At 65.2% G+C, this 12,220-nt stretch carries 9 protein-coding genes; 3 read left to right on the top strand and 6 right to left on the bottom strand.

Going from position 1 to position 12,220, the window contains the following annotated elements; genetic code table 11:
• Nucleotides 1-34: 34 nt before the first annotated feature.
• The gene (locus AC3D24_RS00540; RefSeq protein WP_489027259.1) at nucleotides 35-1,450 is read right to left on the bottom strand and encodes an MFS transporter; all 1,416 of its coding nucleotides are present in this window, start codon (nucleotides 1,448-1,450) and stop codon (nucleotides 35-37) included.
• 58 nt (nucleotides 1,451-1,508) lie between these two features.
• Here AC3D24_RS00540 and AC3D24_RS00545 point away from each other — a divergent pair, with 58 nt between their 5' ends.
• A complete protein-coding gene (locus AC3D24_RS00545; protein ID WP_489027261.1) occupies nucleotides 1,509-3,638 on the top strand; it encodes a prolyl oligopeptidase family serine peptidase in 2,130 nt (709 codons plus the stop codon).
• Between the two features lie 144 nt (nucleotides 3,639-3,782).
• On the opposite strand, the gene AC3D24_RS00550 is transcribed toward AC3D24_RS00545, so the two are convergent.
• From AC3D24_RS00550 to AC3D24_RS00565, 4 genes are all read right to left on the bottom strand, one after another.
• Nucleotides 3,783-4,334, bottom strand: a complete 552-nt coding sequence (locus AC3D24_RS00550) for a glycine zipper 2TM domain-containing protein (RefSeq protein ID WP_489027263.1) — start codon at nucleotides 4,332-4,334, stop codon at nucleotides 3,783-3,785.
• 79 nt (nucleotides 4,335-4,413) lie between these two features.
• Nucleotides 4,414-4,704 (bottom strand): hypothetical protein, encoded by a 291-nt coding sequence (locus AC3D24_RS00555; RefSeq protein WP_489027264.1) that lies wholly within the window; start codon nucleotides 4,702-4,704, stop codon nucleotides 4,414-4,416.
• Nucleotides 4,705-4,914: 210 nt separating this feature from the next.
• A complete protein-coding gene (locus AC3D24_RS00560) occupies nucleotides 4,915-5,880 on the bottom strand; it encodes a DUF4238 domain-containing protein (RefSeq protein WP_489027265.1) in 966 nt (321 codons plus the stop codon).
• Between the two features lie 4 nt (nucleotides 5,881-5,884).
• Nucleotides 5,885-8,164: an ATP-dependent helicase gene (locus tag AC3D24_RS00565; RefSeq protein ID WP_489032989.1), complete on the bottom strand. Its 2,280-nt coding sequence runs from the start codon at nucleotides 8,162-8,164 to the stop codon at nucleotides 5,885-5,887.
• A 201-nt stretch (nucleotides 8,165-8,365) separates the two neighbouring features.
• On the opposite strand from AC3D24_RS00565, the gene AC3D24_RS00570 reads away from it, so the two are divergent.
• Nucleotides 8,366-10,033 (top strand): inorganic phosphate transporter, encoded by a 1,668-nt coding sequence (locus AC3D24_RS00570; protein ID WP_489027267.1) that lies wholly within the window; start codon nucleotides 8,366-8,368, stop codon nucleotides 10,031-10,033.
• 78 nt (nucleotides 10,034-10,111) lie between these two features.
• Nucleotides 10,112-11,017 (top strand): glycosyltransferase family protein, encoded by a 906-nt coding sequence (locus AC3D24_RS00575; protein ID WP_489027269.1) that lies wholly within the window; start codon nucleotides 10,112-10,114, stop codon nucleotides 11,015-11,017.
• On the opposite strand, the gene AC3D24_RS00580 is transcribed toward AC3D24_RS00575, so the two are convergent.
• Nucleotides 10,933-12,168 (bottom strand): glycosyltransferase family 4 protein, encoded by a 1,236-nt coding sequence (locus AC3D24_RS00580; protein ID WP_489027271.1) that lies wholly within the window; start codon nucleotides 12,166-12,168, stop codon nucleotides 10,933-10,935. The genes AC3D24_RS00575 and AC3D24_RS00580 overlap by 85 nt on opposite strands.
• Nucleotides 12,169-12,220: the final 52 nt, after the last annotated feature.

A 12,220-nucleotide genomic window follows, 5' to 3' on the forward strand; every position in this document is an offset into this window, starting at 1 on the left:
CCGTTCCCTCGGCCTCTCGCTCAGGACCTTCGGATCAACGTGCCTGTTGGGCTGGCTGTACGTCCTGCGTTTCTTCGGTCGGCGGGTTGCGGATCGAGGGGCGTAGGCGGCTCAGGCTGCACAGGCCGGCGACCAGCGCCAGGCCGGCAGCGACGAGGGGCGGCGTCATGCCTGCTCCGACGCCCATCGCCAGCAGGGCCGCGACGACGGTGGCGCCGGTCGTCTGGCCTACCAGCCGGACGGTCGAGACGAGCCCGCCCGCGGCAGCTGCACGCTCGCGCGGGGCGCTGCCGATGATGAGGCGCGCGTTCGGGGCCATGAACATCCCGAACCCCGACCCGCACAACGCCATCCGCCAGGCAATGTCGAAATAGCTCGGGTCGATCGGCATGAACGCGATCAGCAGCAGCGCACAGATCGAGATGCCCATGCCAATGCCGCCGAGCAGTCCGGCCGGATAGCGGTCCGACAACCAGCCGGACAGCGGCGCGACGACCATGTTCGCCAGCGGCCACGGCGCGATCGCGGCGCCGACCTCCGCCGCCGAAAAGCCGTAGGCGTGCGTCAGGCGGAACGGCGTCGAGAGCAGCAGCGTCATCTGGGCGATGAACGCGGTGTAGGCACCGATCGCCGACAGCGCGAGCACGGGCCGCGCGAGCAGGTCGATCGGCAGGATCGGTTTGGTCTCGCCCTGTTCGCGTTTCACGAAGAACCAGCCGATGACGACGCCGGTCAGGACGATCGCGGCGGACACGATGGGGCTGTCGCCGTGGACCGCACTCTCGGCGCCGCCGATGACAAGGCCGATCATCGCCGCACACATGACCGCGCCGAGCACATCGAAAGGCCGATCGTGCTTCTGCGGTGCGGGGAGGGCGCGGCCGAGCAGCAGGCTGGCGATCGCGAACGGGACGGCGCTGGCGAACACCCATGGCCAAGGGGCGATCGCGAGGACGAGTCCGCCGATCGTCGGGGCGAGGGCGGCCGAGCTGGAGACGACGACCGAATTGATGCCGAGCCCGCGACCGAGTTGCTTCGAGGGGTAGATCGAGCGGATCAGCGCGGAGGAAACGCTCAGCGCGGCGGCGGCACCAAGGGCTTGCGCGGCGCGGACAACCAGCAGGAACGGCAGGCTTTTCGCAAAGAAGCACAGCATCGTCGCGATGGTGAAGATCAGCTGGCCGTATTGGTACATGCGCTTCAGGCCGATGCGGTCGCCAAGGCCCGAGAAGGGGAGCAGCGCCATCGCCAGGATCAGCTGGTACACCGTCACGACCGTGACGACCGCACTGCTGCCTACGTTCAGGTCGCGTGCGATCGTCGGCAGCGCGACGGTCGCGACTCCGCCGTCGATGATCGTCAGCGCCGTACCCGCCGAAATCGCGGCGATGGCCATGAAGCGGCGGGGCTTGGGCAGGCCATCGCTCGCGGAGATCTGATCTGACTGCATTGCAGACCGCGATAGACCCCGGCATGAAGCCCGCCAAGCAAATCAGGGAGATACGGCAATGCGGGTTCTGGTATCGATGCTTGCTGCGACGATATTGAGCGGGACGGCCGGGCTTGCGGGCGCCGCCGCGCTTGCCCAAGTCGCACCGATGACCAAAACTGACACCGCCACCGATCCGTATATCTGGCTCGAGGACAAGGACGGCGCAAAGCCACTCGCTTGGGTCGAGGCCGAGAACGCGAAGACGTTGCCCCGCCTCCAGAACGATCCGCGCTACAAGACCTTCTATGCCGAAGCGCTGGCGATCGCGTCGGCGAAGGATCGCATTCCGATGCCGAACCAGATGTTCGGGCGGATCTACAATTTCTGGCGCGATGCCGAGCATCCGCACGGGTTGTGGCGCTGGACGAGTGCGGCGGATTACGCTTCGGCGACGCCGAAATGGACGACGGCGCTCGACCTGGATGCGCTGGGCAAGGCCGAGGGCAAACAGTGGGTGTGGAAGGGCTCCACCTGCCTCCAGCCCGAGGAGCGACTGTGTCTGGTCGCGCTGTCGGAGGGCGGCGAGGATGCGGTGACGTATCGCGAGTTCGATCTGTCGACCGGCGCGTTCGTCGAGGGCGGCTTCATGCTGCCGAAGTCTAAGCAGGATGCGAGCTGGGTCGACAAGGATACGCTGCTGGTCGCGCGCGACTGGGGGGCGGGGACGACGACGCAGTCGGGCTATGCGTTCGTGCTGAAGCAGGTGAAGCGCGGCGCTCCGCTGACCGCCGCGACCGAAGTGTATCGCGGCGCGGCGACCGACCAGGGGCCGACCGGCGCGGACGTGCTGACCGACGAGAAGGGCAACCGCCTGATCGTGATCCAGCGGCGCAAGACGTTCTTCGGCGCGGACAAGCTGGTATGGACGCCGGCCGGGACGCGGCCGCTCGCGCTGCCCGACCGGACGTTTCCGGTGGGGATGATCGACGGGCAGGTGATCTTCTCGACCAGCGATCCTTGGGGCAAGATCCCCGAGGGGGCGGTTGCTTCCGCGCCGCTTGCCGAGGTCGAGAAGGGCACGATCAACCCGACAATCGTGTTCGCACCGGGGCCGCGCCAGTCGGTCGACGGGATGGCGCTGACCAAGTCGAAGCTGCTGCTGGTGGTGTCGGACAATGTGCGGGGTCGCGCGTCGGTCTTTACGCACGGGGCAGGGGGCTGGACCGCCAAGCCGATCGCTTTGCCGGACAATGCCTCGATCGACGTGGCGAGCACGACGGATCGTAGCGACGATGCGTATCTAACGGTGACGGGGTTCCTGACGCCGACGTCGCTCTATTCGCTGGATGCGGCGACGGGTGCCGCGCCGAAGCCGATCAAGACCCTGCCGCCGAAGTTCGATGCGTCGAACGATGTCGTCGAGCAGTTCGAGGCGACGTCCACCGACGGTACGAAGGTGCCGTATTTCGTTGTTCACAAGAAGGGCATCGTGCTCGACGGTACGACGCCGACGATCATGACGGCCTATGGCGGTTTCCAGGTATCGATGACGCCGAGCTATTCGGGGAGCACCGGCAAGCTGTGGCTGGAGCGGGGCGGCTCGTATGTGCTCGCCAACATCCGGGGCGGCGGCGAGTTCGGGCCGAAATGGCATGACGCCGGGCGGAAGACCAAGCGGCAGGTAATCTATGACGACTTCGCCGCAGTCGCGAAGGACCTTTTCGCGCGCAAGCTCACGAGTCCGGCGAAGCTGGGCATCTATGGTGGGTCGAATGGCGGGCTGCTGATGGGCGTCGAGTTCAACCAGCATCCAGATCTGTGGAAGGCGGTGACGATCCAGGTGCCGCTGCTCGACATGATCCGGTACGAGGGGATCGCGGCGGGCGCGTCGTGGGTCGACGAATATGGCTCGGTGAGCGTGCCGGAGGAGAAGGCGTTCCTGGAGACGATCTCGCCCTATCAGAACATCAGGAAGGGCGTCGCGTATCCGGAGCCGTATATCTGGACGACCACCAAGGACGACCGCGTCGGGCCGCAGCATGCACGAAAGTTCGCGGCGCGGTTGAAGGAATATGGGCTGCCGTATCTGTACTATGAGGACACCGCCGGCGGGCATTCGGGCGATGCGGATATCGAGCAGGGTGCTCGGCTGCAGGCGTTGCAGATGACGTACTTCACGCAAAAGCTGGTCGGCCCGGCTAAGTAGGGGCGTTATCCTCCCCCGCCAGGGGGAGGTGACAGGCATAGCCTGACGGAGGGGGGGCGGGCAGACCGCTGTTCCGCATCCTCCCCCTCCGTCACCTTCGGCGACACCTCCCCCTGGCGGGGGGGGATCAGAGTCCGGTTCAGTTCAGCGGCAGCGGACCTGGCTGTTGTTCTGGTCCACCGCACGGCCCGCGAGACCACCGGCGGCTGCACCGAGCAGCGAGCCGACGATGCGCGAACGGCCGCCGTCGATGACGTTGCCGAGAATGCCGCCACCGGCCGCGCCGATAATCAGTCCGGTCGTGCCGTCGTTGCGCTTGCAGTAATATTTGCCGTCCTGCCCGGCATAGACGCGGTCGCTGGTCGCCAGCGTGCGTTCCTGATAGTTCGGACCGGCGCGATAATAGCGCGAGGGATCGTAATTCCCCTCGTCGCGCTCGTCGGGATACGCGTCCTGATAGCCGCCGCTGCGGTCCGGTGCCTGGCGATAGCCGCCCTGTGGCGCGTAGCCGCCACGATTGCCACGGGTCGACTGGTAGCGATCGAATTCCTGGCGGAAAATCTGCAGTTCGCTGTCGAGTCGCGCCTGCGCAGCGGCAAAGCGCGCGTCGTCGGCGTTGCTCTGCGCGACGGCTGGCGTGGCAGCGGACAGGCAAGTGGCTGCAATCAACGCAGCCGTGCCGAGAAAACGCTTCATGATCCGGATCCTTCTAGATGGTCACAACGAGAGCGGGCGGCAGCATCGCGCTACCGCCCGCTCGATATCAAGCGCTATCTCAACGGCAGATCTGCACGCGGCGATGATGGCGCCACTCGGTGCGGCAACGGCGATTGTTGTTCCAGTTGCGACGATCGTTGCCACGGCCGCGATAGCGGCGGTCGTCATGGCGGTCGCCGCGATGATCATTGCCGCGGAAATCGCGACGGTCGCCGCGGTGATCGCCACGATCGCCGTCGTGACGCTGCTGGCTATACCCGCGATCGCGCTGCGCTTCGGCAGGAGCGGCGGTGCCGAGGCCAAGCGTTGCGAAGGCCAACCCGGCCGCGATGAGATGCGTAAACTTCATGAGATGTCCTCTCGAACCCGATGATCGGGATGCGCCGTTGATACGGCTGTCGAGAGACATCGTTCCTGAACGAGGTTGTCGGCTGCGGTACATATTGTGAGGCAGCGTGTTGCTCGCTCGACCCTAGCATATCCTGCCGGCAGTGCGCTTTACGGTTACCTAACTTGCTCAAGCGGAGGCGCTGGTACCAGAAGTTCGACGGTGGATCGCTCAGCGGTACTTCAGAAGTTTTCGACGCGAGCCCAATATGAAAGGCGGTAGCAAAAAGCCATTGGGACCAAAACCCGCAAAATCCGGGGCCAACACCGGCGATTTCTCTGCATGGCTAACAACGAACGCCGTAGGCAGGGGGGACTTTGAAAAAAGCGTTTCATACGCAAATCGCGCGATAATATGATTGTACTTGCGGATTTTGGCCTCGTCCTTGGTCTGGACGTGCTTCAAGCCACGACTTCGGTACCTGTGACGATCAACGGTAGACCCTACCAGAACCGTTCGAGGGCTTATTGGAAAGAGAAACTCCTGGGGATGGTTAGCATCGAGCGGATAGGGAACCATCGTCTCGATCGTACCCGACTTAAAATAACAGACTGGGTTGTCGCTGGTAATTAGATCAATTGATGTCTCGTTGTGAGCTATCGTGTAACCGAAGCGTTCCAATGCAGGTCCAAGCTTTGCCATAAGCGAGACCATCGCATGAATAGATTGGTGAGGATCGATCGTAATCTGTATCTCATCCAACAAATTGGGAAATTCTAACGGCGGTTCCATTTTGCCTTCACCTTTGAGACGATCAAAGGCCTGCCGAGCATATCGCTCCATAGAATGCTCAATCGCGTCCCGGAACGCCGGTACTCGTACCCTTTGAAGGCCAACAAATCCTAGTAGAGACGATAGAATATGATTGGCGGGATTGCGGCTTTCTAAAGTTTTTGCGACAATGTCCCATTCGCTTTCAAGTTTTGAAAATATATCTTCCAGGGCGTTGTTATTCTGCGATCCGTTTTCGACCGGTTGGCTATAATAATATCGCCTGAAACCGGTTTCCGTGGGACGCGAGTATGTGAATGCGTCCGGTGCGTCCTTGCGAGTGACAACAACCATTCCTCTATCGTCGGCGAACCGCTCAAGATAAACCACAGGTACGATGTGATGTCGCTTTTTTTGGTTAGCCATCGAGCTACCCTATTGTCACGAAGCTATCCATCACCCGCTTTCGCCCAGACTGCTCGAAGTCGATCTCCAACTTGTTGCCTTCGATTTCGGCGATCGCGCCATAGCCGAACTTCTGGTGGAAAACGCGCATCCCAAGCGACAAGTCGTCGCGGCCTTTGTTGCCGAGGCTGACGGCGCTTGATCGGCTTTCCACCACGCGGGCGGGCTTGGTAGAGAATGTGCTGCCCGTGCCTGACGCGCGCTGCCAGCCGGGACCGCGGCCAGTGCCGCGGGCGACGTCGGCGAAGGGGTCGGCGCGGTCGGACCAGTTGGCTTGCCAGAGGCTCGCGCCGCCGGACATCGTGGTTTCGGTGTCGATGTGCTCGGCGGGGAGCTCGGCGACGAAGCGCGAGGGGATCGACGAGTTCCACTGGCCGTAGATGCGGCGGTTGGCGGCGTGGAGGATCACCGCCAAGCGCCGTGCGCGCGTGATCGCGACATAGGCTAGGCGGCGTTCCTCCTCGAGGCTCTTCACGCCGCCCTCGTCCAACGAGCGCTGCGACGGGAACAACCCTTCCTCCCAGCCGACCAAGAATACCGTGTCGTATTCGAGGCCCTTGGCGGCGTGAATGGTCATGATCGTGACCTGTGGATCCTGCGCGCCGCCCTCGTTGTCCATCACCAGCGAGACGTGTTCGAGGAATGCGCCGAGCGAGTCGTATTCCTCCATCGCGCGGACGAGTTCGCTGAGGTTCTCCAGGCGGCCGGTCGCCTCGACCGATTTCTCGGCCTGGTACATAGCGGTATAGCCGCTCTCGTCGAGCAACTGGCGCGCTAGCTCGGCGTGCGGCAGGCTGGTCGCCATGTCGCGCCAGCGGGCGATATCGCCGACCAGCCGGCCTAGCGACTTCTTTGCGGCGCCGGTCAGTTCGTCGGTGTCGAGGATACGCGCCGCGGCGGTGGTCAGCGGTGTGCCGGTGGCGCGCGCGAGTTGGTGGATGCGCGCGACCGCCTTGTCGCCGAGCCCGCGCTTGGGGACGTTGACGATGCGTTCGAAGGCGAGGTCGTCCGCGGGCTGGTTGACGACGCGGAGGTATGCCAGCGCGTCGCGGATCTCGGCGCGTTCGTAGAAGCGGAAGCCGCCGACGATCTTGTACGGCATGCCGATCGCGATGAAGCGGTCCTCAAACTCGCGCGTCTGGTGCTGCGCGCGGACCAGGATCGCGACCTCGTCTAGCGACTTGCCCGAGCGGCGGACGATGTCGATCTCCTCGCCGACCCGGCGCGCTTCTTCCGGGCCGTCCCACACGCCGATGACCTTGACCTTCTCCCCAACGTCGCGCTCGGTCCAGAGCTGCTTACCGAGGCGTCCGCCATTGTTCGCGATCACGCCCGACGCAGCGCCCAGAATATGCGGCGTACTCCGATAGTTCTGCTCCAGCCGGATGACCTTCGCCCCCGGAAAATCCCGCTCGAACTTAAGAATATTCTCGACCTGCGCGCCGCGCCACGAATAGATCGACTGGTCGTCGTCACCGACGCAGGCGATGTTCTTGCGCTCCTGCGCGAGCAGCCGCAGCCAGAGATATTGCGACGAGTTGGTGTCCTGATACTCGTCGACCATGATGTACTTGAAGCGCTGCTGGTACAGGCTCAGCACGTCGCGATGCGTCTTCAGGATGACGAGCATGTGGAGCAGCAGGTCGCCGAAATCGCACGCGTTAAGCGCGATCAGGCGAGCTTGGTATTGCTGGTACAGCTCGCCGCCGCGACCATTGGCGTAGCGCTCGCTCTCGCCCGCATCGATATCGGCGGGGACGAGGCCCTTGTTCTTCCACTGGTCGATCAACCCTGCGAGGCTGCGCGTCGGAAAGCGCTTCTCGTCGATGTCGGCAGCGAGGATCAGCTGCTTGAGCAACCGCAACTGGTCGTCGGTGTCGAGAATCGTGAAGTTCGATTGCAGCCCGACCAGTTCGGCGTGGCGCCGCAGCATCTTCGCTGCGATCGCATGGAAGGTGCCGAGCCACGGCATCCCCTCGACCGCATCGCCCACCAGCCGCCCCACGCGCTCGCGCATCTCACGTGCGGCCTTGTTGGTGAAGGTGACGCTCAGAATCTCCGAAGGCCAGGCCTTCTTCGTGAAGATCAGGTGCGCGAGCCGGGCGGTGAGCGCCGCGGTCTTGCCGGTGCCGGCGCCAGCGATGATCAGGACGGGGCCATCGGTGGTCAACACCGCCTCGCGCTGCGGCCGATTGAGGCCGCGGAGATAGGGAGGCTCTGCTTGCGGCGCGGACGTTTGGGCGATCTGGTTCACCGGTGAACAGGTAGGGAACGGGGGCCGGTGGGGCAAGCGGGTATGAGCGCCCGCGCTTCGGAGCAGGCGCCCCGGGAAGGTGGGCAGTTTCGAGGCGGCGTGCGGCGTCTGCATTTCTTCCGTAGCCGCCTGACCCAGGTTAAACCGTGGCTGTCATAAAAGCGTCACGCGGCTGCGCGATGGCGGGGCATCATGGCAACCAGCATAATTCCGGCGTCGATCGCGGTGTCCGAGTCGATCGCAAGCCTGCGTACTGCACCGTCGGGTCCCCGGCTCGACCATGCGGTGCATCCGTCGGGGCGGTGGATCTTCCTCGCGATCCTGGTCGGCGGGCTCGCATATGCGGGGTTCAGCATCGCCACCGATACCGCGCAGGTCGGCGAGACGCTGGCGGGCGGGGCGTTCGCGTTCCTGGCGCTCGCACTGCTGATCGCGCTCGGGTTCGAGTTCGTGAACGGGTTTCACGATACCGCCAACGCGGTCGCCACCGTCATCTACACGCATTCGATGCCCGCGCCGCTCGCGGTCGTCTGGTCCGGGTTCTTCAATTTTCTCGGTGTGATGCTGTCGTCGGGGGCGGTCGCCTATTCGATCATCACCTTGTTGCCGGTCGACCTGATCCTGCATGTCGGCAGCGCGGGCGGGTTCGCGATGATCTTCGCGCTGCTGCTCGCGGCGATCCTGTGGAACCTCGCGACCTGGGCGGTCGGGCTTCCCAATTCGTCGAGCCATGCGCTCATCGGCTCGATCCTGGGTGTCGGGCTCGCCAACCAGCTGATCAACGGTGGTGCGGACGGGACCTCGGGCGTCGACATGGGGCAGGTCTGGAAGGTGCTGTCCGCGCTGGCGTTCAGCCCGATCGTCGGTTTCGTCGGCGCGCTGTTGCTGCTGCTAGTGATGAAGCGGTTCCTGCGCGATCGGAAGCTGTACGAGGCCCCCGAGGGGCAGACGCCGCCACCGCGTGGTATTCGCGCGCTGCTGATCGGGACGTGCACCGCGGTCAGCTTCGCGCACGGCGGCAATGACGGACAGAAGGGGATGGGGCTGATCATGCTGATCCTGATCGGCTGCGCGCCGACCGCCTATGCGCTGAACCGGACGATGCCCGAGAGCGCGACACCGGCGTTCGTCCAGGCAGCGCAGGCCGCATCGGCGGCGTATGTCGCGCATGCCGATGGCGCCCCGGCCAGCGTCGATGCCGCGCGGACCGAAGTGACGCGGGCGCTGAAATCGAAGCGGGTGGCCGATCCGGTCGTCTACGGTGCGCTGGCGACGCTGTCGGACGACGTGTCGAGCCGGATCGCGGGCTATGGATCGCTCGGCAAGGTGCCTGCCGCGGCGACGCCCAACCTGCGCAACGACATGTACCTGGTGCTCGACACGACCAAGCTGATCGCTGCCGACAAGGGCGCGCAGGGGCGGTTCACCGCGCAGGAAATCACGACGCTGAAGGCCTATGGCGGCAAGCTGGAGCAGGGCACGCGCTATATTCCGACTTGGGTGAAGATCACGGTCGCGCTGGCGCTCGGGCTCGGCACGATGGTCGGGTGGAAGCGGATCGTCGTCACGGTCGGCGAGCGGATCGGCAAGACGCACCTGACCTACGGGATGGGAGCCTCCGCCGAACTGGTTGCGGCCGCGACGATCATGCTGGCGGAGCGGTACGGCCTGCCGGTGTCGACGACGCATATCCTGTCGTCGGGCGTCGCCGGCGCGAGTGTCGCCAACGGTGCCGGGTTGCAGCGCCGGACGGTCATGAACATGGCGCTGGCATGGCTGATGACTCTGCCGGTGGCGATGCTGCTGTCGGGCGGTCTGTACTGGCTGCTGCTGTCGCTGGCGCATACGCTGGGGTATTGAGGCGGAACCCGCCACGGTGCTGGGGGTTGCGCGGCTATGCAATTGCGGTGTTCGATCTGTGGGAACTGGGACTGGCTCGTGCGCGAGGACTGGTCGGAGTGTAGCCACTGCCGCTTGCTGGTGCGCGACGTTGCGGATGTCGACCGGCTGGCCGGCGAGATCGTTGCGCGCCTGAAGAGCGGCGGTATCGATCTGCAGTGCGATCCCGCCGAGGGTTGGAGGCTCGATCCGGCGGGGGCTCGCAACGCGGCCTGGCGGTTCGGGTTCGAGGTCGAGCCGGTGACGGTTGCTCCGGAGGGACTACGCTTTCCGGCCGACTATAGCCCCGCTCGCGTGGTTGCGACGCCGGCTGTAATCGTGTCGCATGAGGTCGGGTTGGGCGTCATGGCGCGGGCGGCGGACGAGGCGGATATCGTCGCTATCGCGACCGATCTGCGCGATGCGTTCGGCCGCATCGTCATATTACTGGATGGCACCGCGGACGAGGCCCGCGCGCTTGCGACGCAAGTGGCGTGGGTCGAGATTTGCGCGCACCCTCTCGAGGGCGACTTCGCGGCGCAGCGCAACCGGTTGCAGGACGTGATTCGGACGCGGTGGGTGTTGCAGATCGATACCGACGAGCGGCCCGATCCAGCGTCGCTAAGTGCGCTCGGCTGGCTGGTGGCGGCGGCGGACCGGGACGGGTTGCGGTCGCTGGGGTTGCCGCGGCGGAACATGGTCGATGGGGTACAGTCGGCGTCCTATCCCGACATTCAGTACCGGCTGAACCGCAGCGACATCCGCTTTGCCGGGCGCGTGCACGAGCGGCCGGTGGTGCCGTTCGACCAGAGTTCGTTGGCGCTCGCAGGGGCGCTCGAACACCGGCTTGATGGCAAGCGGGTGCGCGAGCGGACGCGGATCTATGAAGCGATGTCGACCGGGGCGGGGCGGCCCGAGGACGAGGCGTTGCTGCTCGCGCCGTATGATTCCGTGGCAGTGCGATAGGCGGCGATGGTTTGGCTGGCGAGCGTGTCGCGGGTGAACATGCCCGATGCGTTGCGACTGGCGGCGGCATAGTGCGCGCGTAACGCCGGGTCCTCGATCAGGCGCTGGATTTGGGTCGCGAGATCGTCGCCGGTACAGCGTTTTGCCAGCAGGCCCGCGCCGCTGTCGCCGATGAACAGGCGGGCACTAGGGTCTTCCGCGCAGGCGACAACGGGGCGGCCGAACATCATCGCCTCCTGATAGACGAGCCCGAAGCTCTCGTAGCGCGACGGTGCGACGATGACGTGCGCGGCGGCCATCAGATCGTGGAGCAGCGGTTCATCGACGCGGTGATGGCAGCGCAGGCGTGCGCGGGCGGATGCCGGCATTGCCTTCAGAACCTCGGCATGGACGCCGACGATGGTCAGGCGGAACTCTGGCATGCCGGCGTCGGCGCGGCGCGAGAGGATCTTCAGCGCGGCGATCAGCGCGTCGAAGCCCTTGCGGTGCTCGTCGCGTCCGACGAACAGCAGTTCGATAGGGGTGCCGGTGGGATAGGGTGCGGCCTGGCCGCGGGCGACGATCTCGGGTGACAGGCTGAGCCCGATCACCGCGTGGCGTCGGTCGTCGGCGGCGGGTGCCGGGACGCCGTACAACGCCGCGATCTTCTCGCCGTGAAGCTGCGTGTTCGAGATGAGCGCCTTGCCGCGCCGGGCCGAGAGGCGTTCGGCGAGCATCGCTGCCCGGCGATCGATCCGGTCGCGAAGAGACGTGACGGTGGCGGCAGAGGTCGCGGCCGGGGTCGAGTTGCGCGTCACCAGCGGGGCGGGGCCAGCGAGCGCGATCGCCAGGCCGGGCGCGTACCAGTTGGTCGCCTCGATTACGTCGAAGGGTTCGCGACGATGTTCGCAGGCGACGGCGCGGCGAAAGGCCAGCGGTGCGACGAGGTGGCCGATCGCGGCAATCTTGCGGATGCGTGCCTGCAGCGATCCTTCGCGCGGCGCACAGCCGATCACGTCGACCCGGCCGTCTCGGCCGTGCTCGCGGCGGTCCATCGTGAATACCGTAACGTGGTGGCCGGCGCCTGCCAGCGACTGCGCGATCTCACGCGCGGCGCGGGTAAGGCCGCTCTTTTCGGGCGGGTAGGCCCAGGTCAGCAGGCCGATTCTCACCGTATTACCGCTGCGCTGGCGAACTGACTAACCTGCATTAATATCAAGGATT

Source organism: Sphingomonas sp. SL1004, from assembly GCF_057815015.1.

Coding starts and splice junctions, on each gene's coding strand:
- AC3D24_RS00540 (WP_489027259.1), bottom strand. CDS start 1,450: ATGCAGTCAGATCAGATCTCCGCGAGCGATGGCCTGCCCAAGCCCCGC.
- AC3D24_RS00545 (WP_489027261.1), top strand. CDS start 1,509: ATGCGGGTTCTGGTATCGATGCTTGCTGCGACGATATTGAGCGGGACG.
- AC3D24_RS00550 (WP_489027263.1), bottom strand. CDS start 4,334: ATGAAGCGTTTTCTCGGCACGGCTGCGTTGATTGCAGCCACTTGCCTG.
- AC3D24_RS00555 (WP_489027264.1), bottom strand. CDS start 4,704: ATGAAGTTTACGCATCTCATCGCGGCCGGGTTGGCCTTCGCAACGCTT.
- AC3D24_RS00560 (WP_489027265.1), bottom strand. CDS start 5,880: ATGGCTAACCAAAAAAAGCGACATCACATCGTACCTGTGGTTTATCTT.
- AC3D24_RS00570 (WP_489027267.1), top strand. CDS start 8,366: ATGGCAACCAGCATAATTCCGGCGTCGATCGCGGTGTCCGAGTCGATC.